The sequence below is a fragment of the Nonomuraea sp. NPDC049400 genome (assembly GCF_044466425.1).
Taxonomy (GTDB): domain Bacteria; phylum Actinomycetota; class Actinomycetes; order Streptosporangiales; family Streptosporangiaceae; genus Nonomuraea.
Genome location: NZ_JBITMP010000006.1, coordinates 274,468 through 298,003, shown reverse-complemented (window position 1 = coordinate 298,003; position 23,536 = coordinate 274,468). Strand labels below are relative to the sequence as shown.

Annotated in this window: 25 protein-coding genes and 1 riboswitch; of the genes, 7 read left to right on the top strand and 18 right to left on the bottom strand. The window is 71.7% G+C overall.

Features of this window, described 5'->3' with window-relative positions; genetic code table 11:
- Positions 1 to 15: 15 nt before the first annotated feature.
- Both ACIBVN_RS11390 and ACIBVN_RS11385 read right to left on the bottom strand, forming a co-directional pair.
- Entirely contained in the window at positions 16 to 831 is an 816-nt protein-coding gene (locus tag ACIBVN_RS11390; protein WP_397135111.1) for an MHYT domain-containing protein, read from the bottom strand.
- 63 nt (positions 832 to 894) lie between these two features.
- Positions 895 to 1,755, bottom strand: a complete 861-nt coding sequence (locus ACIBVN_RS11385) for an MHYT domain-containing protein (protein WP_397135109.1) — start codon at positions 1,753 to 1,755, stop codon at positions 895 to 897.
- A gap of 111 nt (positions 1,756 to 1,866) precedes the next feature.
- On the opposite strand from ACIBVN_RS11385, the gene macS reads away from it, so the two are divergent.
- From macS to thiI, 3 genes are all read left to right on the top strand, one after another.
- Positions 1,867 to 2,964: a MacS family sensor histidine kinase gene (gene macS, locus ACIBVN_RS11380; RefSeq protein WP_397135107.1), complete on the top strand. Its 1,098-nt coding sequence runs from the start codon at positions 1,867 to 1,869 to the stop codon at positions 2,962 to 2,964.
- Positions 2,965 to 3,020: 56 nt separating this feature from the next.
- Complete coding sequence (locus ACIBVN_RS11375) at positions 3,021 to 3,662, top strand: response regulator (RefSeq protein WP_397135105.1); 642 nt, start codon at positions 3,021 to 3,023, stop codon at positions 3,660 to 3,662.
- Positions 3,663 to 3,741: 79 nt separating this feature from the next.
- Complete coding sequence (gene thiI / locus ACIBVN_RS11370; protein WP_397135103.1) at positions 3,742 to 4,938, top strand: tRNA uracil 4-sulfurtransferase ThiI; 1,197 nt, start codon at positions 3,742 to 3,744, stop codon at positions 4,936 to 4,938.
- Between the two features lie 49 nt (positions 4,939 to 4,987).
- Here thiI and ACIBVN_RS11365 read toward each other — a convergent pair whose 3' ends face one another.
- The gene (locus ACIBVN_RS11365) at positions 4,988 to 5,275 is read right to left on the bottom strand and encodes a YiaA/YiaB family inner membrane protein (RefSeq protein ID WP_397135101.1); all 288 of its coding nucleotides are present in this window, start codon (positions 5,273 to 5,275) and stop codon (positions 4,988 to 4,990) included.
- 207 nt (positions 5,276 to 5,482) lie between these two features.
- Between ACIBVN_RS11365 and ACIBVN_RS11360 the strand changes: the two genes are divergently transcribed.
- The 3 genes from ACIBVN_RS11360 to ACIBVN_RS11350 all read left to right on the top strand — a co-directional run bounded on the left by ACIBVN_RS11360 (position 5,483) and on the right by ACIBVN_RS11350 (position 8,087).
- A complete protein-coding gene (locus tag ACIBVN_RS11360) occupies positions 5,483 to 6,079 on the top strand; it encodes a sulfite oxidase-like oxidoreductase (RefSeq protein WP_397135099.1) in 597 nt (198 codons plus the stop codon).
- Between the two features lie 55 nt (positions 6,080 to 6,134).
- Positions 6,135 to 7,280 carry a sensor histidine kinase gene (locus ACIBVN_RS11355; protein WP_397135097.1) on the top strand — a complete coding sequence of 382 codons (1,146 nt, stop codon included), beginning with the start codon at positions 6,135 to 6,137 and terminating at the stop codon, positions 7,278 to 7,280.
- Positions 7,281 to 7,346: 66 nt separating this feature from the next.
- Positions 7,347 to 8,087: a LytR/AlgR family response regulator transcription factor gene (locus ACIBVN_RS11350; protein WP_397135095.1), complete on the top strand. Its 741-nt coding sequence runs from the start codon at positions 7,347 to 7,349 to the stop codon at positions 8,085 to 8,087.
- A gap of 768 nt (positions 8,088 to 8,855) precedes the next feature.
- Here the strand turns inward: ACIBVN_RS11350 and ACIBVN_RS11345 are convergent.
- The 15 genes from ACIBVN_RS11345 to thiO all read right to left on the bottom strand — a co-directional run bounded on the left by ACIBVN_RS11345 (position 8,856) and on the right by thiO (position 22,196).
- A complete protein-coding gene (locus ACIBVN_RS11345; protein WP_397135093.1) occupies positions 8,856 to 9,695 on the bottom strand; it encodes a deoxyribonuclease IV in 840 nt (279 codons plus the stop codon).
- Positions 9,696 to 9,829: 134 nt separating this feature from the next.
- The gene (gene alc / locus ACIBVN_RS11340) at positions 9,830 to 10,777 is read right to left on the bottom strand and encodes an allantoicase (protein WP_397135091.1); all 948 of its coding nucleotides are present in this window, start codon (positions 10,775 to 10,777) and stop codon (positions 9,830 to 9,832) included.
- A complete protein-coding gene (allB, locus tag ACIBVN_RS11335) occupies positions 10,778 to 12,082 on the bottom strand; it encodes an allantoinase AllB (RefSeq protein ID WP_397135089.1) in 1,305 nt (434 codons plus the stop codon).
- Positions 12,083 to 13,237, bottom strand: a complete 1,155-nt coding sequence (locus tag ACIBVN_RS11330; protein WP_397135087.1) for a glycerate kinase — start codon at positions 13,235 to 13,237, stop codon at positions 12,083 to 12,085.
- 140 nt (positions 13,238 to 13,377) lie between these two features.
- A complete protein-coding gene (locus ACIBVN_RS11325) occupies positions 13,378 to 13,590 on the bottom strand; it encodes an EF-hand domain-containing protein (protein ID WP_397135085.1) in 213 nt (70 codons plus the stop codon).
- Between the two features lie 39 nt (positions 13,591 to 13,629).
- Positions 13,630 to 15,018: an 8-oxoguanine deaminase gene (locus ACIBVN_RS11320; RefSeq protein WP_397135083.1), complete on the bottom strand. Its 1,389-nt coding sequence runs from the start codon at positions 15,016 to 15,018 to the stop codon at positions 13,630 to 13,632.
- Complete coding sequence (locus ACIBVN_RS11315; protein WP_397135319.1) at positions 15,015 to 15,488, bottom strand: (2Fe-2S)-binding protein; 474 nt, start codon at positions 15,486 to 15,488, stop codon at positions 15,015 to 15,017. The genes ACIBVN_RS11320 and ACIBVN_RS11315 overlap by 4 nt, the downstream gene beginning before the upstream one ends.
- Positions 15,488 to 16,348, bottom strand: a complete 861-nt coding sequence (locus ACIBVN_RS11310) for an FAD binding domain-containing protein (protein ID WP_397135081.1) — start codon at positions 16,346 to 16,348, stop codon at positions 15,488 to 15,490. The genes ACIBVN_RS11315 and ACIBVN_RS11310 overlap by 1 nt, the downstream gene beginning before the upstream one ends.
- Positions 16,349 to 16,353: 5 nt before the next feature.
- The gene (gene pucL, locus ACIBVN_RS11305) at positions 16,354 to 17,214 is read right to left on the bottom strand and encodes a factor-independent urate hydroxylase (RefSeq protein ID WP_397135079.1); all 861 of its coding nucleotides are present in this window, start codon (positions 17,212 to 17,214) and stop codon (positions 16,354 to 16,356) included.
- A 2-nt stretch (positions 17,215 to 17,216) separates the two neighbouring features.
- Positions 17,217 to 17,516: a hydroxyisourate hydrolase gene (gene uraH, locus ACIBVN_RS11300; protein ID WP_349448054.1), complete on the bottom strand. Its 300-nt coding sequence runs from the start codon at positions 17,514 to 17,516 to the stop codon at positions 17,217 to 17,219.
- Complete coding sequence (gene uraD / locus ACIBVN_RS11295) at positions 17,513 to 18,013, bottom strand: 2-oxo-4-hydroxy-4-carboxy-5-ureidoimidazoline decarboxylase (RefSeq protein ID WP_397135077.1); 501 nt, start codon at positions 18,011 to 18,013, stop codon at positions 17,513 to 17,515. The genes uraH and uraD overlap by 4 nt, the downstream gene beginning before the upstream one ends.
- A gap of 124 nt (positions 18,014 to 18,137) precedes the next feature.
- Complete coding sequence (pknB, locus tag ACIBVN_RS11290; protein ID WP_397135075.1) at positions 18,138 to 20,042, bottom strand: Stk1 family PASTA domain-containing Ser/Thr kinase; 1,905 nt, start codon at positions 20,040 to 20,042, stop codon at positions 18,138 to 18,140.
- Between the two features lie 111 nt (positions 20,043 to 20,153).
- Positions 20,154 to 20,909, bottom strand: coding sequence for a thiazole synthase (locus ACIBVN_RS11285; protein WP_397135073.1), 756 nt, complete (start codon positions 20,907 to 20,909; stop codon positions 20,154 to 20,156).
- On the bottom strand, positions 20,902 to 21,102 hold the full coding sequence (gene thiS / locus ACIBVN_RS11280) for a sulfur carrier protein ThiS (protein WP_397135071.1): 201 nt from the start codon (positions 21,100 to 21,102) through the stop codon (positions 20,902 to 20,904). The genes ACIBVN_RS11285 and thiS overlap by 8 nt, the downstream gene beginning before the upstream one ends.
- Complete coding sequence (gene thiO / locus ACIBVN_RS11275; protein WP_397135069.1) at positions 21,099 to 22,196, bottom strand: glycine oxidase ThiO; 1,098 nt, start codon at positions 22,194 to 22,196, stop codon at positions 21,099 to 21,101. Before thiO ends, thiS begins: the two co-directional genes overlap by 4 nt.
- Positions 22,186 to 22,302, bottom strand: a riboswitch (TPP riboswitch). Its footprint overlaps the gene before it by 11 nt.
- Before the next feature lie 54 nt (positions 22,303 to 22,356).
- Between thiO and ACIBVN_RS11270 the strand changes: the two genes are divergently transcribed.
- Positions 22,357 to 23,526 (top strand): NAD(P)/FAD-dependent oxidoreductase, encoded by a 1,170-nt coding sequence (locus tag ACIBVN_RS11270; protein WP_397135067.1) that lies wholly within the window; start codon positions 22,357 to 22,359, stop codon positions 23,524 to 23,526.
- Positions 23,527 to 23,536: the final 10 nt, after the last annotated feature.

Sequence of the window (23,536 nt, the reverse complement as noted above, 5' to 3'; positions counted from 1 at the left end):
TACCTAGGAGATAGCTCAACCGCGGGGCGTGCCGAAGAGATCCACTTCCGGCGCGCCCTCGTCGTGTTCGTGCAGCCGCGCCTTGTACTCCGCCTCTCTGCGCAGCTCCTTCTCCGAGGGCGACAGGATGACAGCGAGCAGCAGGCCCACGGTGATCACGCTGATGCCGACGATCAGCGGCAGGAGGAGGTCGATGGCCCTGGCGCCGGAGACGGGCACCAGCTCCGGGTGCGTGGTCACCGACATCGAGTACATCCCCGTGTAGTGCATCCCCGAGACCGCCACGCCCATGACCAGCGCCGCACCGCCGATCTTGAGCGCGCCCCTGACCCGCAGCGTGAACCAGAGCGACACGGTCGCCGCCGCGATCGCGATCAGGACGGAGAGGGAGACGACCGCCGGGTCGTAGGAGATGTGGCCGGACATGTTCATCGCGGCCATGCCGAGGTAGTGCATGCTCGCCACGCCGCATCCGGTCAGGACGCCGCCGCCGAGCAGGAACCATAATCGTTCGCCGCCGTGGGAGGCGAGGAACAGCCCCAGCCCCACGACCACGACCGCGATGAGCGCGGACAGGGCGGTGAGCGGGACGTCGTAGCGGATCGCCGAGCCGGCCACCGAGAAGCCCAGCATGGCGATGAAGTGCATGGTCCAGATGCCGGTGCCGCCGATCGCCAGGGCCGCCCCGACCAGCCAGTACTTGCCCTCGCGCTCGCCGGCCAGGCGGGCTCTCGAGGTCAGCAGCAGGCCCAGCATGGAGCCCACGCTGGACATGATGTACGCGAGAACGGGCGTTAACAGCCCGAACGAGAAATGGTCAATCGGCGACATGCCCCCCACCCATCCCTTACACACCGATAAGGGAGTATGAACAGGGGGTTGTCGCCCGCGCAACTATCTTCTGCGAGCCTGCATGGCACGGCGCGGCTGGGGCATCGGCGCGGCGGGCGCGGGGTAGGTGAGTTGCTGCTGCTGGGCGGCGCGGCGGCGCAGCTCCAGCTTGGCCACCAGCTCCGCGTCCTCATGCAGCTCCTCCTCCGACGGCGAGAGGATCACCATGAGCAGCATGGTCAGCGTGATCAGGCTGATCACGGTCATGAGCGGCACGAGGAAGTCGAGCGCGTCGGCGCCGGTGACCACGCCGGGCTCGGAGTCAACCGTGACGCGCATCGCGTACATGCCGGTGTAGTGCATACCCGACACGGCCACGCCCATGACCAGGGCGGCGAGGGTGATCCAGATCGGCTTCTTGACCCGGAGCGTGAACCACAGCGCCACCGTCGCGGCCACCACCGCGATGGCCACGGAGGCGGCCACGGTGAGGCGGTCGTAGGCGACGTGGGCGGACATGTTCATCGCGTACATGCCCAGGTAGTGCATGGAGGCCACGCCGAGCCCCGTCAGCAGGCCGCCGCCGAGCAGTGCCAGGACCCGGCCGCCGCCGTAGGAGACGAGAAACAGGCCGGTGCCCACGACCACGATGGCCACCACCGCGGAGGCCGCGGTGAGCCACACGTCGTACTTGATCTGGGTGCCCTCCACCTGGAAGCCCATCATGGCGATGAAGTGCATGACCCAGATGCCGGTGCCGCCGATCGAGATGGCCGCGCCGAGCAGCCAGCGCACCCGGGAACCGCCGCGCGAGGCGTGCGCCTGTGCGGTGAGCCGCAGTCCGAGCATCGACCCGATGCACGACATCACGTAGGCGAGCAGCGGCGTCAGCAGGCCGTAGGTGAAATGATTCACAGCGGTCATCTATCGGTTCCTTGCAATTAGGGGTTCCCGGATTGTTTCATCCGGCATGTCCTATTCGCATGGATAGCGACACTATCTGTCAACCCTTCTGTCGGAACATGAGAGGGGCTCATGGCCATTGAGGGCCCGTTCTGGCGCGCGATCGCGGTCTACCGCGTCGCGTCGCTGGTGTACGCGGCCGTGCTGATGGCCCAGTACCGCGGCTACGAGCATCCTGTGCTGGGCTGGCTGGTCATCGGCGTGATGGCGCTGTGGACGGCGGCGGCGACGTTCGCCTACTCGGCCGAGTCGCTGCGCCGGTGGCCGCTGCTGGCGATCGACCTGCTCGTGACGATGGCCTGCCTGCTGGCCTCCCCGTACGTCGAAGGCGCCAGCCAGGGCGCGCAGGGCACCATGCCGGTCCCCGCCACCTGGGTGGCCGGTCCCGTACTGGCCTGGGCCGTGCACGGGGGGAGGCGGCTGGGCGCGGTGGCGGCGGCCGTCGTCGCGGCGGGCGACCTGTGGCTGCGGGTCCGCACCCATGAGGAGCCCATCCTGATCAACGGCGCGGTCCTGCTCTTCCTGGCGGGCGTCGTGGTCGGTCATGTGGCCCGGCTGGCCAGGCAGGCCGAGGAGCGCATGCAGCGGGCCATCGAGATGGAGGCCGCCCAGCGCGAACGCGACCGGCTGGCCCGCGACATCCATGATTCGGTCTTGCAAGTGCTGGCGCTGGTCCAGCGGCGCGGGCGGCAGATCGGCGGCGAGGCGGCCGAGCTGGGGCGCCTGGCGGGCGAGCAGGAGGCCGCCCTGCGCGATCTCGTCACGACCGGCCCGCCGGCTTCTGGCGCGACAGATCTGCGCGCCCTCCTGCTGCGGTATGGCTCGCCCGAGGTCACGGTGTCCACCCCGGCGACCCCGCTGGTGCTGCCTGCCGCGGTGGCGCAGGAGGCCGCGGCGGCGGTCGGCGCGGCCCTGGACAACGTCCGCGCGCACTGCGGTCCTGGGGCCCGGGCCTGGGTGCTGGCGGAGTCGGGCGAGGGCACGGTGACCGTCAGCATCAGGGACGACGGGCCGGGCATCCCGGACGGTCGCCTGGACGAGGCGCTCGCCGACGGCCGCATGGGCGTCGCCCGGTCCATCCGGGGGCGCGTGGCCGAGCTCGGGGGCGAGGTCTCGATCGTGAGCGTCCCCGGCCAGGGCACCGAGGTCGAGATCACCCTCCCCGCCTGACCTCCGGCACCACCTGGGGACCGCTGCCCCCGAAGGGGCGCGGTTAGAGTTGCGGCATGGTGCGGGTGATGGTGGTGGACGACCATCCGATGTGGCGTGACGGCGTCGCCAGGGATCTCGCCGAGGCCGGTTACGAGGTCGTGGCCGTCGTGGGGGAGGGGCGGCAGGCCGTGCGGGCGGCCGGGGCGGTGCGGCCGGACGTCGTGGTGCTCGACCTGCGGTTACCGGACATGCCGGGCCCGCAGGTGGCCGCCAGGCTGGCTGCGGTCGAGCCGCCGCCCAGGGTGCTGGTGCTGTCGGCCAGCGCCGAGCAGGACGACGTGCTGGAGGCCGTCAAGGCGGGCGCGTCCGGATATCTGGTGAAGTCGGCCAGCCGGGAGGAGTTCCTCGACGCGGTACGCCGTACCGCCGACGGCGACGCCGTCTTCACCCCGGGGCTGGCCGGGCTCGTGCTCGGCGAATACCGGCGGCTGGCCGCGCACTCCGCGCCCGCCGAGGGGCCGCGGCTGACCGAGCGCGAGACCGAGGTGCTCAGGCTGGTCGCCAAGGGCCTGACCTACAAGCAGATCGCCGAACGGCTCGTGCTCTCCCACCGCACGGTCCAGAACCACGTCCAGAACACGCTGGGCAAGCTCCAGTTGCACAACCGAGTGGAGCTGGTGCGATATGCGATCGAGCGGGGACTCGACGCGGACTAAACTCAATGAGGCGCGACGTTGGCATCAAGCGACGTTGGCATCAACACGCGCAATTCCCCATCTTCCCGGAGGTTCCACCATGACGATGTCCGCCCTGGGCGAGCCGTGCGTTCTGCTCAAGCTGGGCGAGATCGTCCTCAAGGGCAAGAACCGCGAGCTGTTCGAACGCCGCCTGATCAGCAACATCCGCGACGCGCTCCAGTCGCTCGACCTCAAGGTCGACGTGCGCAAGCGGCATGGCGTGATCGCGATCTTCCTGCCCCAGGGCGCCACAGCCGAGCAGGCGGAGGCCGTGGCCCAGCGGGTCGCCGACGTGCCGGGGCTGGTCTGGATCCACCGGGCGTGGCGGGTCGCCAAAGACCCCGACATCGTGCTGAAGGCCGGTCTGGAGCTGGTGGGCGAGAGCGAGGAGGCCAAGCGGGGCGCCCGCTTCGCAGTCCGCTCCCGCCGCCGCGACAAGCGCTTCCCGCTGCGCTCCAACGAGCTCGACCGGCTCGTGGGCGGCGCGATCAACGACGAGTACGGCCTCCCTGTCGATCTGAAGAACCCCGAGCTGACGGTGTTCATCGAGGTCGACAGGGACGAGGTGTTCATCTTCACCGGCGGCATCCCCGGTCAGGGCGGCCTGCCGGTGGGCAGCAGCGGCCGGGCGCTGGTGCTCATGTCGGGCGGCATCGACTCGCCCGTGGCGGCATACCGGATGATGCGGCGCGGCCTGCACGTCGACTTCCTGCACTTCTCCGGCATCCCGTTCACCACCTCCGAGTCGATCTACAAGGCGTACGCGCTGGTCAAGAAGCTCGACAGGTTCCAGGGCAGGTCGCGGCTCTGGGTGGTGCCGTTCGGCAAGGCGCAGCAGTCGATCCGCACCTCCGGCCAGGACCGCCTGGCGGTGATCGCGCAGCGGCGGCTCATGCTCAAGACGGCCGAGGAGGTCGCCCACCGCATCCACGCCTCCGCGCTGATCACCGGCGACGCGCTCGGCCAGGTCTCCTCCCAGACCCTGGCCAACATCACCGCCCAGGACAACGCGGTGGACATGCCGATCCTGCGCCCCCTGGTGGGCTGGGACAAGACCGAGATCATGGCCGAGGCGCGGCGCATCGGCACGCTGGAGATCTCCGAGCTGCCCGACGAGGACTGCTGCACGCTGCTGGCGCCCAAGCGGGCGGAGACGCGGGCCAAGATCGAGGACCTGAAGCAGATCGAGAAGCGGCTCGACGCCGAGGAGCTGTGCGTGCAGCTCGCCGACTCGATCCAGGAGTACACGCTGTAGCCGCGGATCGTCGCGACCCCCGTGCGCGACGGTCCGCCCCAGGCGGGGCTCAGGTGCTGACCTTGAACGGGTCGTGCTCGGCCAGCAGCTTGTCCAGCCGGGCCTGGTCCACGCGGTTGGTGACCTCCGACTGCTCCTGACGATCGCGTACGACCTTGCACAACGTGATCGTCGAGGTGACGACGTACAGCAGGCCGAGCCCCAGGAACGCCCTGACCCACCCCTCGACGGGCAGGTAGATCAGGGCGATCACCACGGAGGCCAGCGAGACGGCGAACGACAGGACCGCCTGGACGTAGAACGCGGCGGTATGCGTGGGCTGGATGGTCTTCGTCATGCGGCCATCGTGCCGCCGGGCGACCGGCTGCCGCATGGGGTCACGTACTCAAGTTACTCATGAGTACGTGACGGCTCCGGCCGCGTGGGCCGGCGGGAGTGCCAGGTCAGGCCGCCCGCTCGCGTACGGCGCCGCACCCGCCCGCGAGGCGCGGACGATCCGATGGCAGGATGGCCCAAGACGGCGAATCCGGTGAGGGGAGTGATCGTGGAGGAGTCGCGCCTGCCTCCAGGCCAGTACGTGCCGCGCGGCCGACCCGTGATCCACTACGGCAGGGTTCCCCGATTCAAGCCGGAGAGCTGGGACTTCCGGGTCTTCGGCGCCACCGCGTCCGGCGCGGAGCACAGCTACACCTGGGGCGAGTTCGAGCGGTTGCCCCGCACGACCCGCATCGCCGACTTCCACTGCGTGACCAAGTTCTCCCTCATGGGCAACGAGTGGCGCGGCGTCACCCCTGCCACGATCATGGAGGCCGCCCCGCCCGACCCCGCGGTGCGCCACGTGATGATCTGGGCCGAGTACGGCTACAGCGCCAACCTCCGCATGTCCGACTTCGCCGCGCCCGACACGCTGTTCGCCATGGAGCTCGACGAGAAGCCGCTCAGCCCCGACCGGGGCTTCCCGCTGCGGATCGTCGTGCCCCATCTGTACGCGTGGAAGAGCGTCAAATGGGTGCGCGGCATCGAATATCTCCTCGAAGATCGCCGAGGTTTCTGGGAGGAGCGCGGCTACCACAACATCGCCGACCCCTGGCGCGAGCAGCGCTACTCCTACCAGGAAGAACCCGGCGAGGGACCCCCTTAGACTTCACTGAGAGTTTTCCCCCGGACACGCTCTGTTTTTGGCTACGGTTGCCCGCATGCTGACCACCGCGTGCGTGGCGCTGTCTTCCTTGTCCTTCATCGCCGGCTACGGGCTTGCCCGGGCTCGGTCGCGCCGCCACGCGCTGCCCGAGGGCCGCAGGTCGGACGAGGCGACATTCACCACGCTGCACATCGCCGCGATGGCCGCCCCCGCTCTGCGCGGCGGGCTCAACCGCGACTCCGCCCGCAAGGCCGTGCGGCACCTGCGCACGCTGCTCGGCGCCCGGGCCGTCGCGATCACCTCGACCGAGGCCGCGCTGGCCTGGGAGGGGCCGTGTACCGACGACGTGCTCACCTACGCCCGCGCCGCGCTGGCGGCGGGCCGGGCGCAGGTGTTCGCGGGGGAGCCGCAGGGGGGCGTCGTGGTGCCGCTGACCGTGGACGGCACGGTCGTGGGGACGCTGGCGGCCTTCGACGACGAGGTGAGCGCCGGGCTCGTGCGTACCGTCACCGAGGTCGCCCGCTGGGTGTCGGACCAGCTCGAACTGGCGGACCTGGACGCCTCGCGGCGGCGCGCCCTGGAGGCCGAGATGCGCGCGCTGCGGGCGCAGATCTCCCCGCACTTCGTCTACAACGCGCTCACCACGATCGCCTCGTTCGTCCGCACGAACCCCAAGCGCGCCCGCGAGCTCCTGCTCGACTTCGCCGACTTCTCCCGGTACGCGCTGCGCAGGGCGCACGACTTCACGACCCTGGCCGACGAGCTGACCTGCGTCGACCGCTACCTGCTGCTGGAACGTGCCAGATTCGGCGACAAGCTGCGCTTCAGCATGCAGGTGGCGCCCGAGGTGCTGCCCGTGCCCGTGCCGTTCCTGTGCCTGCAGCCGCTCGTCGAGAACGCCATCAAGCACGGCATGCGCGGGCGCGGCGGCAGCGGCGAGGTGCGGGTGGTGGTGCGCGACGCAGGCCCCGAGGCGCACATCACGGTCGAGGACGACGGCGCCGGGATGGACCCGGAGTGCGCGCGGCGGATGCTGGACGAGGACCCGGCCCGCGAGGGCAGCGGCATCGGCCTGGCGAACGTGGACCTGAGGATGCGCCAGATCTACGGCGACGGCTACGGGCTCGTCGTGGAGACGGCGCTGGGCGCGGGCACGAAGGTGAGGCTGCGGGTGCCCAAGACTCAACTCAGCTCATTGTAGTCAATTCATTACTCTATGTTGGCGTGTCGCTTGTGGCCTCTGCTTTCATACGGCAGCGTGGAGGACATGCTGAGAGTTCTGGCCGTCGACGACGAGGTGCCCGCTCTGGAGGAGCTGGCCTACCTGCTGCGCCAGGACGACAGGATCGAACACGTCGCGACCGCCGCCGACGGCGTCGCGGCGCTGCAGGACATGGTGCAGATGATCGGCAGCGGCGAGCGGCTCGACGGGATCTTCCTGGACATCCGGATGCCGGGGCTCGACGGGCTCGATCTGGCCAGGCTGGTCGGCGGCTTTCCCAGCCCGCCCAAGCTGGTGTTCGTGACCGCGCACGAGGAGTGCGCGGTGCAGGCGTTCGAGCTGGAGGCGGTCGACTACCTGCTCAAGCCGGTCAGGGCCGAGCGCCTGGCGGAGGCCGTGCGCAGGCTGGAGGCGTCCTCCCTGCCGGCCCCCGAGTCTGGCCAGGACGAGGTGATCCCGGTCGAGCTGGGCGGGCGCACCCGGTTCGTGCCGCAGCAGGCCGTCTGGTACGCCGAGGCCAAGGGCGACTACGTGCGGCTGCACACCGTGGACGGGAGCTACCTCGTGCGCATGTCCCTGGCCGCGCTGGAGCGGCGGTGGTCGGAGGCCGGGTTCATCCGCATCCACCGCAGCACGCTGGTCTCGGGCCGGCACGTCAGCGAGCTCAGGTTCGAGGGCGGACGGGTGACGCTCACCGTCGGCACCGAGACGCTGCAGGTCAGCAGGCGGCACAGCCGTCAGGTGCGCGAGCAGCTCGTACGCCAGCACCGGGGCGTGATCTCGTGACGGCTCCCGGAAGAGCGGTCCGGTGACGGTGTGTCGGCGGCGCTGGTCGGGCGCTGGCGGTGTTCTGTGTCGTGCCGCCGCTGTACGGGCTCCTGGGGCACATACGCGTGCGTGATGCGGGGGCGGGGAGGCGGGGAGGAGACTCCCCTCCAGGCCGGCTCCTGGGCCTCTGAGAGACGCGCTCGCCGGTGTGCTGGCCGCCAGGGCGTTGGCCACCACGGGAGGCGTTCTGGTGGCGACGGCTGACGGACGCGGGGTGGCGGCCGGGTTCGCGCTCGGCGGGGGAGTGACGGCGGTGCTCGTGCTCCGGCGGGAGGCGGGCGTGAAAGCGGGCGTGCTGACCTTCGTGCTGACCTCTGCCCCAGCAGCTCGCGGGCCCGGGAACCTACCGTTCGTCGCACCAGAGCAACCGCTCACCGTAAGAACACTCTCCGTATATCGATGACTACGGACCGTTCAACGAGCTGCCCATAAACAGGGTTTCGCCCACAAGATCGCAACCGTAGTGTTTCGGCATCGGATAGCCACCCCGGCGCATCGGGGGGACGAGCCGGGGGGCTCATTGCAGGCCTGATGCGTCGGCTTCACCGGTGACCGCGCTGGTCACCACGGCAGCCGGGCCCTCAACGGGGGTAGGGCCCGCCATGCCGGTCCCGTGGAGGGGCGCCTGCTGAGGCCCTCAGCCGGCCCCGCGATCCGGCCTTCGGGGGCGGTCGGATCGCGCGAGCAGGCGCCCCTATCACGATTTGCCCCTCTTCGGGGTTTCGGTCAGCTGTCGCGGAGCTTCTTCAGCAGCGCGATGTCCTCGGCGTGCTTGGGCGCCTTGCCCGGCGTCTCGATGCAGAGCGGCACCCCCGCCATGGCCGGGTGCCGCATGAGCTCGGCGAACGGCTGGGCGCCGATGTGCCCGGCCCCGATGTTCTCGTGCCGGTCCTTCTTGGCCCCGCACACGTCCTTCGAGTCGTTGGCGTGGATCAGCTTGAGCCGCCCGGGGGCGATCTTGTGCAGCGCGTCGAACGTCTCCTGCACCCCGCCCGCCGCCGCGAGGTCGTGACCGGCGGCGAAGGCGTGGCAGGTGTCGAGGCAGACGCCCGCCCGCGGGTGCCAGTCGAGGTTGGCCAGGTAGGGCTCGAGGTCGTGGATCGTCGCGCACAGCATGGCGCCCTGCCCCGCCATCGGCTCGAGCAGCAGGTCGGGGCCGCCGTCGGGGATCTCGTCCAGCAGCGGCAGCAGGTTTTCCCGCACCTGGCGCAGCGCGTCGTCGCGCGACTGCGTGACCGCCGAGCCGGTGTGCACCACGACCCCCTTGGCGCCGATCTCCGCCCCGCGCCGCAGCGTGTGGCGCACGAGCGCGATGGAGCCGGCCAGCGTCTCCGGGCTGGGCGAGCCGAAGTTGGCGAGGTAGGGCACGTGGACGAAGGCGTCGACGCCTGACTCGGCCAGCTTGGCGTCCTCGTCGGGCCTGCCCTCGGTGAGCGCCCAGCCGCGTGGGTTGGTGACGAACACCTGGATCATCTCGGCGCCGATCTCGGCCATGTATTTGAGGCCGCCCGTCGCCAGGCCGCCTGTGACGAGCACGTGCCCGCCGATCAGGGATGTTGGGGTCATGATGGCTCTCAGTTTAGGCGTGCCGCCGCTGCGGACTGAGCGGCGGCTCAGGCCCCGATGCTCAGCCGGACGCCCCGATCGGGCGCCGTCACAGTGGGTGATCGCCAGACTACCGCCATCGCGGTCAGGGCCGGTCAGGGGGTCAGGTGGCCCTGGAGGCGGACGCGCGCCAGACCGCCGTCCGGGTAGATGTCCACCCGCACGTGCGTGACCGGATCCCGGTGGCCGAGGCGGAAGCGGTGCGGGGTGTCGGGCTGGAGGCGGGTCCGCGGGAGGAGCTCGACCTCGCGTTCGCCGTCGAGCCCGGTGAGCGAGACCGCGCCCGGCGCGTTGAACAGCAGGTTCGTGGTGTCGATCTCCGCCAGCCTGAGCACGCCGCGGCCCGCGAGGCGGATGACCAGCCAGTCGTTGCCCCCGTCCCGCCGGCGGGCGGTCTCCCAGCCCTCCGCCTGGTGGCGGGCCAGGCCAGGGGCGAGGACGTTGTTGGGAGCGGAGTAGAACTCGTTCGAGCAGGCGGTGACCAGGGCGCCGTTGGCCAGCGCGGCCAGGTCGAGGCTGAGCCCGTCGTACACCGACAGGTCGGGGCGCGCCTCCCCGTGCACCCGGAGGCGGGCGACGCCGCCGTCGGGGAAGATGTTCAGCCGCACGTGGGTGAAGCGGCGCGAGTCGGTGACGGCGAATTGGTGCTCGGCGTCCCCCTTGAGCTCGGCCCGGGGGACGATCTCCACCCACGAGGCGGCCTCCAGCTCGACCGGTGACGGGTGGCCCTCGACCGAGGCCGCCTCGACGCAGGCGTGCGGCGGGTAGTTGCCCTTGAACCACGCCGTGTCGATCACCACGCCACGGATCACGCCGGGAATCCCCAGCCGCACCAGCGCCCAGTCGTGGCCGGGCGAGCGGCGGCGGCGGGTCTCCCACCCGTCGTACACCTGCCCCTTGCTGCCGAACGTCTCCGCCTGGAAGCCCGGACGGCCCGGCCTGATCAGACTCTCCTTCTCGGCGAACGACTCGTCGCTGGCCGCCACGACGGAGCCGCCGAGGGTGCGCAGGGCGAGGTCCGGCAGGGTGGTGAAGGGTGACATCTAGCGCTCTCCCAACAGGAATCGTCCGTGCGCCACGCCGTCCACGGGCCGGCCGCGCAGCCAGGTGGTCAGTACGGCGCCCTTGAGCACGCGGCCGTGGTAAGGGGTGACCGGGTTCTTGTGGTGGAGGAGCGAGGCGTCCACGGGGTTGTCCGCCGCGGGATCGAACGCCACCAGATCGGCGTCTTTGCCGACTTCTATCCCGCCTTTTCCAGAAATTTCGGCCATTGAGGCTGGATTGGCGGACATCCAGCGGACCACGTCCCCCAGCCCGTACCCCCTCCTCGAGGCCTCCGTCCAGATCGCGGGCAGGCCGAGCTGGAGCGAGGCGATGCCGCCCCAGGCCGCGGCGAAGTCGGGCACCTTGAGGTCGGCGGGCGACGGCGAGTGGTCGGACACGACGCAGCTCAGCACACCCCTGGCCAGCCCGTCCCACAGCAGGTCGCGGTTGGCCTCGGAACGGATGGGCGGGCAGCACTTGTACGCGGTCGCCCCCTCGGGCACCTGCTCGGCCGCCAGCGTCAGGTAGTGGGGGCACGTCTCCGCCGTGACCGCCACGCCCGCCGCCTGGGCCTCCTCCAACACGTCCAGGCAGGAGGCGCTGGAGACGTGCAGGATGTGCACGCGCGCGCCGGTCTCCCCGGCCAGCCGCACGACCCGCGCGACGGCGCTGCGCTCCGACTCCCCGGGCCGCGACTCCAGGAACTCCCGGTACGTCGGCCCGCCCGGCTCCCCGAGCAGCGCCGGGTCCTCGGCGTGCACCACCATCACCCCGCCGATCCCGGCCACCTCGGACAGCGCCTCCCGCAGCTCGGCAGTGCTCAGCGGCGGGAACTCGGGCACGCCCGACGGCGACATGAAGCACTTGAAGCCGTAGACCCCGCGCTCACGCAGCGGCGCGAGGTCCTTGACGTTCCCCGGCACGGCCCCGCCCCAGAAGCCCACGTCCACGTGGCACTGGCCCTCTGCGGCCCGCAGCTTGGCCTCGAAGGCCGCCACGTTCACGGTGGGCGGGAGCGAGTTGAGCGGCATGTCGAGGATCGTGGTGACGCCGCCGGCGGCCGCCGCCCTGGTCGCCGAGTCGAACCCCTCCCAGTGCGTGCGCCCCGGCTCGTTGACGTGCACGTGCGTGTCGACCAGGCCGGGCAGGAGGGCCAGGCCGCGCAGGTCGATGTCCTCGGCGGCGTCGAGCGGCGCGTCGTAGGCGTGCAGGACCGCGATCTTCTCGCCCCGCACGGCCACCGCCGCCGCCCGCTCGCCCTCCGGGGTGACGGTCCTGCGGGATCGGATCACCAGATCGATCATCTAGTCCTCTCGGAGGTGAACGTCGGCCAGCCGGGCGGCGAGCCGCTCGAGCAGCGGCCCCGCCTCGGTCATGCAGCGGTCGGGGTCGGGCTCCAGGTCCGTGAGGGCGTAGGCGGCCTCGATGCCGGCGGCCCGCAGCTCGTCGTCGGTGAGCGTACGGCGCCCGCAGACGGCCACCACGGGGACGCCCGCTCTGGCCGCGGCCTGCGCCACGCCGACGGGCGCCTTGCCGCGCAGGGACTGCTCGTCCAGCGACCCCTCACCCGTGATCACCAGCCGCGCGCCCTTGACCAGCTCGCCGAACCCGAGCAGGTCGAGCAGGTAGCCGATGCCGGGCCGGATCTCGGCGTGCAGGAACGCCAGCGCGGCGAACCCCACCCCACCGGCCGCCCCCGCTCCCGGCGCCCCGGCGACGCCCATCGCCCGGGGCGTGTCGTCGTGCTCGACGGCTCCCATCAGCCCATGGGTCGCCGTCGCCACGGCCGCCAGCTTGGCCAGACCGGCCTCCAGCGTCCTGACGTCCTCGGGAGTGGCGCCCTTCTGCGGCCCGTAGACGGCGGCTGCGCCGTGGGGCCCGAGAAGCGGGTTGTCCACATCGCTCGCCACCACGAACTCAATGCCGGAAACATCCACAAAACCCGACATGTCAATGCGGGCGAGATCCTTCAGCGCGGCCCCGCCCCGCGGAAGGTCGTTCCCGCCGGCGTCCAGCAGTCGCGCGCCGAGGGCCTGCGCCATGCCCGCGCCCCCATCGGTGCACGCGCTGCCGCCCAGGCCCAGGACCACCCGCTTGGCGCCCCGGCGCACGGCGTCCGCGATCAGCTCGCCGGAGCCGTAGCTGGTGGCGGTCAGCGGCTCATGCCCGCCGGGCAGGCGGCGCAGCCCGGACGCCTCCGACAGCTCCACCACCGCCGTCGCGTCCGTGTCCTGCCAGGCGTACGAGGCGGGGATCCGCTCCCCGGTGGGCCCGGTCACCTCGATCGTGACCCGGCCGAACCCGCCGGCCACGGCCGCGTCCACGGTGCCGTCGCCCCCGTCGGCCACCGGCAGCTCCACGGTGGGCACGCCCAGCCCCGCCGACACGCGCGATGCCACCTCGGCCGCCGTCAGCGACCCCTTGAACTTGTCGGGAGCGACAAGAACCTGCTGAACCACTACGAACCCCTACAGGATGGTGAACAATGTCCAGACACGCCTTCCTGCCCGGTGCGAGCGGGCAGGAAGGCGTGACTCATCATCACATCCCCGGCTCGGCGACCGCGCAGGTGGTGAGGACCGGGCTCGGGACTCGCGGCTCAGGAGACCGTGCGGATGAACTCCTCCAGCGAGTAGCGGCCGTCCTGATCCGAGTCGGCGGCCTCGCTCATCGCCCCGAGCGCCTCCGCCGGAAGGTCGGGGAAGTGCTGCTTCAGCTCCGCCTCGCTGATGTAGCCGTCGCCGTCGGTGTCGATCGACGCGAAGGTGCTCTTGAGCCGCGCCAGCAGCTCGTCTGGGATTTCCTCCGACACGGGACCGCCCTTTCCTGCTCGTACCGGGACGTTCTCACCCTAGTCGCCCCCATGGACCTGCTTCGCAGCGGTGAAGCCGCGCTCCTCGGCCAGCCTCATCAGCCGCCGATGGGCCGCCGCTCCCGCGCGTCCGGCGGCGTCCTGGGAGACGGTCTTCAGCTCGCCGTCCTCGACCACGGTGCGCCCGCCCACCAGCACGCGCGCCGGCGGCGGCGGGGGCCCGAAGACGAGGGCGCAGACCGGGTCGGCCACCGCCGAGGTGAAGGGGCCGTCGACGCGCCACAGGACGAGGTCGGCCAGCTTGCCGGGTTCGAGCGAGCCGAGCTCGCTCTCCCTGCCGAGGTTGCGCGCCCCGCCCAGCGTGGCGATCTCCAGGGCCTGCCGGGCCGTGAGCGCGTCGGGACCGTACCTGGCGCGCTGGAACAGCAGGGTCTGCCGCATCTCCCCGGCCAATGAGGTCAGCTCGGAGGAGGCGCTGCCGTCCACGCCGAGGCCCACGTTCGCGCCGCGCCGCAGCATCTCGGACACGCGGGCGATCCCGGCGCCGAGCCGGCCGTTGGACGAGGGGCAGTGCGCGGAGCCCGTGGCGGTGGCGGCGAGCTTGCCGATGTCGGCGTCGCTCAGGTGCACGGAGTGCGCGAACCACACGTCAGGCCCGAGCCAGCCCAGCTTCTCCATGTAGTCCACCGGACGCAGCCCGAACTGCGCCACGCAGTGCTCGTCCTCGTCCAGGGTCTCGGCGATGTGCGTGTGCAGGCGCACGCCCTTGGCCCTGGCCAGGGCGGCGGACTCGGTCATCAGCTCGGCGCTGGCCGAGAACGGCGAGCACGGCGCGACCGCGATCCGCAGCATCGAGGAGAAGGACGGGTCGTGGTAGGCGTCCACGGCCTCCGATGTGGCGGCCAGGATCTCCGCCGGCTCCTCGACCACGACGTCCGGCGGCAGCCCGCCCTGCGACTCGCCCCTGTCCATGGAGCCGCGGGCGGGGTGGAAGCGGAGGCCCACCTCGCGCGCGGCCTCGATTTCGGCCGCGAGCAGATCGCCCCTGCCCTTGGGGAAGATGTAGTGGTGGTCGCTGGAGGTGGTGCAGCCCGACAGCGCCAGCCAGCCCAGCCCGGCCGAGGCCGCGCCCTTGACCACTTCCGCGTCCATGGCGGCCCACACCTGGTAGAGCGCCACCAGCCACTCGAACAGCGTCGTGTCCTGCGCCAGCCCCTGCGAGGCCCACTGGTACAGGTGGTGGTGGGTGTTGACCAGGCCGGGGGTGGCCAGGCAGCCGGTGCCGTCGATCCTGCTCGCGCCCGGCACCTCGGGGGCCGGCCCGGAGCCCAGCTCGGCGATCAGGTCCCCCTCAATCCGGATATATCCGGATTCGATCTCGGGGCCGACGACCGGCGCGATGTGCACGTTCTCGATGAGCAGGCTCACTCGGCGGCCGCCTTCCGCGACGCGGCCAGCCGTACCGCGTCGATGATCTTCTCGTAGCCCGTGCACCGGCACAGGTTGCCCGCGAGCGCCTCCCTGATCTCCGCGTCGGACGGGCGGCCCACCCGCTCGATCAGGTCGTGCGCCTGCACGACCAGCCCCGGCGTGCAGAACCCGCACTGCACGGCCCCGCACTCCACGAACGCCTCCTGCACCGGATCGAGCCGGTCCCCTTCGGCGAGCCCTTCGACGGTACGCACCTGCCGCCTCTCGGCCTGCCCGGCGGCGACCAGGCAGGAGCAGACCGGCACGCCGTCGAGATAGACCGTGCAGGAACCGCACTCGCCCTGCTCGCAGGCGTTCTTGGAGCCGGGCAGCCCCATGCGCTCGCGCAGCACGTACAGGAGGCTCTCTCCCTCCCAGACGTCGTCGGCGCTCTCCTCGCGGCCGTTGACGGTGAACGTGACGCGCATCATGCCGCCCTCCTTCCTAGGTGGTCGTTCCAGGCCCAGGTGAGCGTGCGGCGGGCCATCACGCCGACGGCGTGCACGCGGTAGGCGGCGGTGCCGCGCACGTCGTCGATCGGCGCGGCGGCGGCCGCGCACAGCTCCCCGAACCGCCTGGCCAGCGCCGGGTCGAGCGGCGCGGCCCAGTCGAGCTCGCGGGCCAGCAGCTCCTCGGCGTCAAAGGCCCGGCGCGGCGTGGGCGCGGCGGATCCGATCCCCGTGCCGACCCGCCGCTCGTCCGGGTGCAGCGCGATCGCGAACGAGCACACCGCGATCACCATGGCGTTGCGCGTGCCGACCTTCGAGAAGTATTGAGGCCCCGTCGCGGGCTTGACGTGGACGGCCCTGATCAGCTCGTCCGGCTCCAGCGCGTTGCGCTTGACCCCCAGGTAGAACTCGGCGGCCGGGATCATCCGCACGCCGCGCTCGCGCGAGTCCACCTCGACCACGGCGTCCGCGGCCAGCAGCGGCGGGTGGCTGTCGCCCGCGGGGGAGGCCGCGCCCAGGTTCCCGCCGACGGATCCGCGGTTGCGGATCTGCGGCGAGCCGACCGTGCGCGACGCCTGCGCGAGCCCCGGCAGCGGCCCGCCGAGCTCCTCGATGATCGCCGCGTACGGCACCGCCGCCCCGACCCGGCACATGCCGTCCACCATCTCCCATTCCCGCAGCTCGGCCACCTGGTTGAGGTCGAGCAGCGCCGCCGGCCTGCGCACGTCCATGTTGATCTCGACCATGACGTCGGTGCCGCCCTGGATGGGCACCGCGTCGGGCCGGTCCGCCTTGGCGGCCAGCGCCTCTTCCCACGTCGTGGGCCGCAAGAAGTCCATTTCCCCTACTCCCAGGCGAATCCGGCGTCAGGTGCGTCCTCGCGCAGCACGCTGCCCTCGATCAGGCCGTAAGGACGGTCGGCGGCGTAGAAGACCTCGTTCTCGTTGTCCAGGCCGAACGGCGACAGGTCCACCAGGAAGTGGTGCTTGTTCGGCAGCGCGAGTCTGATCTCGCAGATCTCGGGGCAGGCGGTCAGGGCGCGCTCGCCCATGGCGTACAGGGTCTGCTGGAGCGAGAGGCTGTGGGTGCCCGCGAACGCCTCCAGCAGGGACCGCCGCACCTGCTCGTACGACTTGCCGTACGCGGGCGTGTCGCCGGTGTGCCGCCAGCGCGCGGCGACGGCGGTGGCGAGGACGCGGTCGGTGGCAGGCTGGAGCGTGGTGTACTCGTCCACGATGTAACCGTGGAACTCGGACCCGGTCGTGTTCATCACCACCAGGTCCTTCAGCCCGGACACCACAGTGGCCCGGCCGTCCCTGTCGTGGTGGACGACGCACGTGCGCACCTCGCCGCCCTCGCGCACGAACGAGTGCGGCCCCTCGCGGCTCCACGCGTACTCGTCGATCTCGACCCTGGCGTGGTGGATCGTCGGCTGCGACTCGGTGAAGTGCCGGGCCAGCACGAGCGCGAACTCCTCGATCTGGCCCACGCCGTGCTCGCGGGCCAGCGCGTACACGGTGTTCTTCTGCGTGTCGGTCGGCAGGACGGCGGCGTTGTCGCCGGTCAGGTGAACGGCCTCCATGTCGCCGGAGAGCGAGGTGCTGACGTTGAGGTCCTTGACGTGGTGCACGGGGCCGTCCCTGACCACGCGGACGAGCCTGGTCTCCGCCTTGCCGTAGCGGTTGGGGCCGAGCCTGACGGACATCTCTAGCTCCCTCGGTAGGTGGAGTAGGCGTACGGGCTGAGCAGCAGGGGCACGTGGTAGTGCCGTCCGGGGTCGGTGACGGTGAAGGTGACCACGACCTCCGGGTAGAACGTGTCCTCCAGGTAGGCCCCGGTGTCGAAGACGACCCGGTGCACCCCGGCGCCCGGATGCCAGCCCTTGATGCGGCCGTCGTCGTCGGTGCGCCCCTCGGCCACGACCCGGCCGTCGTGCTCCAGGCGTACGTGGACGCCCCGCGCAGGGAGCCCGGTGACCGCGTTCAGCACGTGCGTCGAGAAGCTCATGTCCCCTCCCGCATGAGCTTGCCCAGCCGCAGCCGCGTGATCGCGGCCAGCTCGCCCCTGACGACCGCGCGCTCGCTCTCCTCGTCGTTGCGCAGCCGCTCGCGGAGCCTGGCCAGCATCTGGGCCCCGGTGAGCCCGGTGGCGCAGACCAGGTAGACGTGCCCGAACCGCTCCTCGTACGCCTGGTTGCCCTCGGCGAGCGCCCGGCGTACCTCGTCCTCCACCCCGGACTGCTCCTGCCGGGACCACGACGCCTCCCTGCCGTCCCCGGCGGCCCGATCCCCGATCCTCGGGTGCGCCGCGAGCGCCTCCAGCACGTCGTCCCACGCGAGATCCCGGACCGCGGCGTCGGCGGTCGTGGCCAGCTCGCCCAGATCCCGGTACGGCCGCAGCGCCGCCACCTTCGCGGCGAAGGCCCGGGAGGCGCAGCAGGTGAGCAGCTCCTCCTCGGCGCCGTCCGGGGATCTGGCGTTGAAGTCGGTCAGTGTGTCGGGCATGTCAGAAGTACACACATGCGCTTCGTGCCCGGTCCATCCGCAAGAACTCCGAACTGAGCGCCCCGACGGCCAGGACTTTTGTGTCATGCTCCAAGTCCGCCCGGTGCGGGGAGAGCGGCTCAGCTCACTGCCAGAGGACGACCGTGCTGCCCTGAGGCCGTTCGCTGTTGGGCAGGGGACGCTGGAACTGCACGACGCCGCGATTGCCCAGCCGCTGCACCCGCACCTTGAACCCGAGCGCCTGCAGCTCCGCCCTGGCGTCCTTGACGTCCTTGCCGATCACCACCGGCACCAGGGCGAACTGCTGGTCGTCACGGGCCTCGTCGTCGTCGCCGCGGAACCAGTTCCAGAAGTCCTGGCACCGCGCCACCGTGATCATGACCTGCGCGCCGGGGTTCACCTCGGACTTCGCCTTGGGTGTCTGGGCGATGACCGTGCACGGCTCGGCGTCGTCGTCGACCTCGTTGACCTGCACCTGGAAACCCTGCCCGCCCAGATATCCGGCGGCCTCGTCCTTGGGCATGCCGCCGACGTCGGGCATGACCAGCCCGGCGCTGACGTAGATGTCGACCTTGGCACCCTCCCGCACCTTCTCGCCCACCTGCGGCGAGGTGCGGATCACCTTGTCGCGCTCGACCTGCTGGCTGGCCAGCCGCTTGACCACGCCCACGGTGAGCCCGGCGACGGCGATCGCGTTGCGGGCCTCGTCGCCGCTCATGCCGGCCGTGTTGGGCACGGCGACGCGCTTGGGGCCGAGCGAGGGCACCAGCGTGATCGTGCCGCCCTTCTCCACCTCGGCGCCGGCGACCGGGTCGGTGCGCAGCACCAGGCCCTCGGCCGTCTTCTCGTCGTTCTCGCCCTTGGCCTCCTGCACCTTGAGGCCGGCCGCGACGGCGGTCTTCCTGGCCAGCTCGAGGTTCTTGCCGACCAGCTCGGGCACGTGGACGAGCTCGGGCTGTGCGAAGAACCAGCCGGTCAGCCCCACCGCGACCACCATCACGGCGGCGAGCACCACCAGGAACCAGTTGGGCCTGAACCCCCGCCGCTTCGGCATCTCCTCCCGCGGCTGGATCATGGTGTGGGGCGGCGCCGCCTGCGGCATGGAGGGGGCGGCGGAGACCGTGCGGGCGTGCGGCTGGGAGTGGGACATCGACGGCGCCGTCATCCGCGGATCGGTCGTCCGCGGCAGCATCCGGTGCGCGTCGACGGCCGCAACGAGCATCGCGGTGGCGTCGGCGGGCCGGGCGTCCGGCTCGCGGGCCGTCGCGTGCGCCACCAGCGTGTCGATCAGCGGCGGCACCTCGGGGACCAGCGACGACGGCGCGGGCACGGTGTCGTGGACGTGCCGGTAGGCGACCGACATCGGCGTCTGGCCGTCATACGGCTGCTGCCCCGTGACCAGCTCGAACAGCATGATGCCCGCGGCGTAGACGTCGCTGCGCACGTCGGCGGCGCCGAGGGTGACCTGCTCGGGCGCCATGTAGGCGATCGTGCCGATCATCACGCCCGTACGGGTCTGGTTGGTGGCCTCGATGGCCCTGGCCAGGCCGAAGTCGACGACCTTGACCCGGCCGTCGTCGGTCATCAGGACGTTTTCCGGCTTCACGTCGCGGTGGACCAACCCGGCCTGGTGGGCCGCGCCCAGGGCGGCGAGCACCGGGATCATGATCTCGAGCGCCTCGCGGGCGGGCAGTCTGCCGCGATCGCGCAGGATGTCGCGGAGCGTCCTGCCGGGCACGTACTCCATCGACAGGTAGACGACGTCGTTGTCGGTGCCCTGGTCGAAGACGTGCACCACGTTGGGATGCGAGAGGCTGGCGACCGACTTGGCCTCGCCGATGAACCTCCGGACGAACGCCGGGTCCTCGGCGAGCGAGCTGTGCATGACCTTCAGCGCCACCGTCCGGTCCAGCCGGATGTCCAGCGCGAGGTAGACGGTCGCCATGCCGCCTCGGGCGATCCGGCTCTCGATGCGGTAGCGGCCATCGACGAGTCGCCCGACCAGGGGGTCCGCAGTCGTCGTATCCACCCCGCTGAGTTTACGGGCGTTTTACCACCCGCAGGGCCTTGCCGCCCGAAACCGATGCGGAGACGTTCCCTGCGGAACGCCCCCGCGTCCGCGTGACGACACCCACGCGCCTCAGGGGGTCATCGGGGATGACGCCTCCGCGTAGCGCCTGCGCGGGATGCGGCCCGCGAGCCGGGCCAGCCGCCCCGCCGCCACGGCCCCCTTCATGGCCGCCGCCATGAGGTCGGGCCGCTGCGCCCTGGTGACCGCCGTGGCCAGCAGCACGGCGTCGCAGCCCAGCTCCATCGCCAGCGCCGCGTCGCTGGCCGTGCCGATGCCGGCGTCGAGCACCACCGGCACCGAGGCGGCCTCGACGATCAGCTCGATGTTGTGCGGGTTGCGGATGCCGAGGCCCGAGCCGATCGGCGCGCCCAGCGGCATCACGGCCGCGCACCCCGCCTGCTCCAGCCTGCGCGCCAGCGCGGGATCGTCCCCGATGTACGGCAGCACCACGAACCCGTCGGCCACCAGCCGCTCGGCCGCGTCGAACGTCTCGATCGGATCGGGCAGCAGTGTCCGCTCGTCGGCGATGACCTCGAGCTTGACCCAGTTCGTGCCGAGCGCCTCCCTGGCCAGCCGCGCCGTCAGCACGGCCTCGCCCGCGGTGAAGCAGCCGGCCGTGTTGGGCAGCACCTTGATGTCCCGCTTGCGCAGCACGTCGAGGACCGAGCCGCGGGCGTTCGGGTCGAGCCGCCGCATGGCCACCGTGGTCAGCTCGGTGCCGGACGCGGCCAGCGCCTGGTCGAGCACCTCCAGCGAGGGCGCGCCGCCGGTCCCCATGATGAGCCGGGAAGCGAACTTCTCCCCGGCGATGATCAGATCATCCACCTTGCACCGCCGTCAGAACCTCCACCCGGTCATGCTCGCCGAGCGCCGTCGTCTCCCACGAGCTCCGCGTGACCACCTCGTCGTTCACGGCCACGGCCACGCCGGTGGTGGCCGAGGTCAATCTGCGTACGGCCTGCGCCACGGTCATGCCGTCGGTCACCTCGTGCACGGCCCCGTTGATCGTCACAATCATGAAATTTCCCGAAACCTTCCAGGCGCGCACAATGCCGCCAGCTCGCCCTCTTCGCCCAGCAGGATGTCGGCCGTCAGCGGGGCCAGCAGCACGCCGCCCCGATGGTGGCCGGTGGCCAGCGCGAGCCCGGGCGTGCCGCTCGGGCCGATGACCGGCAGGTTGTCCGGCGTGCCCGGCCGCAGCCCGGCCACCACGTCGGCGACCTCCAGCTCGGTGACGCCCGGCACCAGCTCCCTGGCGTCCCGCAGCAGCTCGTACAGACCGCCCGCGGTCACCCGGGTGTCGAACCCCATCTCCTCCTGGGTCGCCCCGACCACCAGCTCGCCGTCGCCCCGGGGGACGAGGTAGACCGGCGTGCCGTGCACGGTGCCGCGTACGCAGCGGGTGAGCAGCGGCTGCGGGGAACGCAACCGCATGATCTGCCCCTTGACCGGCCGCACCGGCACCTCCGCCAGCCCGGCGCTCCACGCCCCGGCCGCCAGGACGACCCGCTCCGCCCGCATCTCGGCGCCCTCGCCGAGGAGCACCCCGGTGACCCGGTCGCCGTCGCGCAGCAGCTCGCCGACGCGCGAGCGCACCAGCGGGACTCCCAGCCGGTCGAGGGCGGCGAGCAGCGCCGCCGTCACCCGGCGCGGGTCCACCCAGGCGTCGCGGGGGGCCAGCAGCCCGCCCCGCACGGAGGGGGCGAGCATGGGCTCCAGCCGGCGGCACTCGCGCCCGCTCAGCCGCTCGACGGGCAGCTCCAGCTTCTCCATGTACGTGGCCAGCTCGTCCAGCGCCGCCAGGTCGTCCGCCCCGAACGCCACGTCGAGCGTCCCGTCGGAGCGCAGATCCAGGGCCTCGGTGCCGGCCAGCCCCGCGTCGGCGGCCAGCTCGGCGGCGAAGGCGGGCCAGCGGCGCAGCGACGCCACACCCAGCCGCAGCAGCGGCACCTCGGTGTAGGCGACCTCGCTGACCGGCGCCAGCATCCCCGCGGCCGCGTGCGAGGCGCCCGAGGCCGGGGCGGGGTCAACCAGGGTGACAGGTCGTCCGTCGCGAGCCAGCCGCCAGGCCACGGAGAGCCCGACGACCCCGCCGCCCACGATCACATCCATCCGCGCTCCCTTCGCCGGCATGATCCGGATCAGGTGTCTTGCGGTCGAAGGCCCGGTGAAGCCTTCCTCTCAGCCCGGTTACGGCCGGACTCCCGCGCGTCTTTTCGTCCCCAGCCTACGGCCTCGCCGCGACGGCCCGGCACCGCCCTCCGTTATGGTCATGAACGTGAATCATGTCGTGGTGGTAGGAGCCGGCCTGGCCGGGGTGCGCACCGTGGAAGCGCTGCGGGGGCGGGGATTCGGCGGAAGGATCACGCTGATCGGTGAGGAGCGCCATCGCCCCTACGACCGCCCGCCGCTGTCCAAGGCCGTGCTGTTCGGCGACGCCGACACCAGCTACGTCGGCACCGACCTGGCCGCGATCGACGTGGACTTCCGCCCCGGCGTCAGCGCCAAGTCGCTGCGCGCGGGCGTCGTGGAGACGACCGAGGGCGAGGTGGGCTACGACGGGCTGGTCATCGCCACCGGGGCCGAGCCGATCAGGCTGCCCGGCGACGGTCCCCAGCACGTGCTGCGCACGCTCGACGACGCCCACGAGCTCAGGGCCATGCTCGTCCCGGGCGCCCGCGTCGCGGTCATCGGCGCGGGCTGGATCGGCGCCGAGGTGGCCACCGCCGCCCGCCGCGCCGGATGCGCGGTGACCGTCATCGAGGCGGGCCCGGCGCCGCTCGCGACCGCCGTCGGCGCCGAGATCGGGGCCCGCACCCAGCGCTGGTACGACGACATCGACCTGCGGCTCGGCACCATGGTCGACTCCGTGGACGAGGGCGGAGTCCGCCTGGTCGGCGGCGAGTTCGTGGCGGCCCACGTGGTCGTCACGGGCATCGGCGTGCGGCCGGCCGTCGAATGGCTCACCGGCGCCGACATCGACCTGCACAACGGCGTGGTCGTGGACGAGCACCTGCGTGCCTCGCTGCCCAACACGGTCGCCGTCGGCGACTGCGCCGCCTGGTGGTCACGTCGCTGGCAGACCAGGCTCAGGGTGGAGCACTGGGACACCGCGCTCAACGCCCCCGAGGTCGCCGCCGCGAGCCTGCTGGGCGAGGACGTGGCCTACGATCCCGTTCCGTACTTCTGGTCGGAGCAGTTCGGGCACATGGTGCAGTACGCGGGCCATCATCCGGCGGGGGAGCGGCTCGTCTACCGCGGCGACCCGGAGGGCAAGTGGTCGGCCGTCTGGCTCACGGCAGACGACGTCGCCGCGGCGGTGCTCGCCGTGGACCGGCCGCGGGACCTCGTACAGGGGCGCAGAATCATCGACGCGGGACACCGTCTCGACGTGGAACGCCTGGTAGATCCAGATGTCCCTCTACGGGATTGTGTTGTTTGAGCAAGCACGC

Coding starts and splice junctions, on each gene's coding strand:
- uraH (WP_349448054.1), bottom strand. CDS start 17,516: ATGAGCTTCTCGACGCACGTGCTGAACGCGGTCACCGGGCTCCCTGCG.
- thiS (WP_397135071.1), bottom strand. CDS start 21,102: ATGATTGTGACGATCAACGGGGCCGTGCACGAGGTGACCGACGGCATG.
- ACIBVN_RS11385 (WP_397135109.1), bottom strand. CDS start 1,755: ATGACCGCTGTGAATCATTTCACCTACGGCCTGCTGACGCCGCTGCTC.
- ACIBVN_RS11375 (WP_397135105.1), top strand. CDS start 3,021: ATGGTGCGGGTGATGGTGGTGGACGACCATCCGATGTGGCGTGACGGC.
- uraD (WP_397135077.1), bottom strand. CDS start 18,013: ATGCCCGACACACTGACCGACTTCAACGCCAGATCCCCGGACGGCGCC.
- ACIBVN_RS11310 (WP_397135081.1), bottom strand. CDS start 16,348: ATGGACTTCTTGCGGCCCACGACGTGGGAAGAGGCGCTGGCCGCCAAG.
- thiI (WP_397135103.1), top strand. CDS start 3,742: ATGACGATGTCCGCCCTGGGCGAGCCGTGCGTTCTGCTCAAGCTGGGC.
- pucL (WP_397135079.1), bottom strand. CDS start 17,214: ATGTCCGTCAGGCTCGGCCCCAACCGCTACGGCAAGGCGGAGACCAGG.
- ACIBVN_RS11390 (WP_397135111.1), bottom strand. CDS start 831: ATGTCGCCGATTGACCATTTCTCGTTCGGGCTGTTAACGCCCGTTCTC.
- ACIBVN_RS11345 (WP_397135093.1), bottom strand. CDS start 9,695: ATGACCCCAACATCCCTGATCGGCGGGCACGTGCTCGTCACAGGCGGC.
- ACIBVN_RS11270 (WP_397135067.1), top strand. CDS start 22,357: ATGAACGTGAATCATGTCGTGGTGGTAGGAGCCGGCCTGGCCGGGGTG.
- ACIBVN_RS11355 (WP_397135097.1), top strand. CDS start 6,135: ATGCTGACCACCGCGTGCGTGGCGCTGTCTTCCTTGTCCTTCATCGCC.
- ACIBVN_RS11350 (WP_397135095.1), top strand. CDS start 7,347: ATGCTGAGAGTTCTGGCCGTCGACGACGAGGTGCCCGCTCTGGAGGAG.
- macS (WP_397135107.1), top strand. CDS start 1,867: ATGGCCATTGAGGGCCCGTTCTGGCGCGCGATCGCGGTCTACCGCGTC.
- thiO (WP_397135069.1), bottom strand. CDS start 22,196: ATGGATGTGATCGTGGGCGGCGGGGTCGTCGGGCTCTCCGTGGCCTGG.
- alc (WP_397135091.1), bottom strand. CDS start 10,777: ATGTCACCCTTCACCACCCTGCCGGACCTCGCCCTGCGCACCCTCGGC.
- ACIBVN_RS11365 (WP_397135101.1), bottom strand. CDS start 5,275: ATGACGAAGACCATCCAGCCCACGCATACCGCCGCGTTCTACGTCCAG.
- allB (WP_397135089.1), bottom strand. CDS start 12,082: ATGATCGATCTGGTGATCCGATCCCGCAGGACCGTCACCCCGGAGGGC.
- ACIBVN_RS11315 (WP_397135319.1), bottom strand. CDS start 15,488: ATGCGCGTCACGTTCACCGTCAACGGCCGCGAGGAGAGCGCCGACGAC.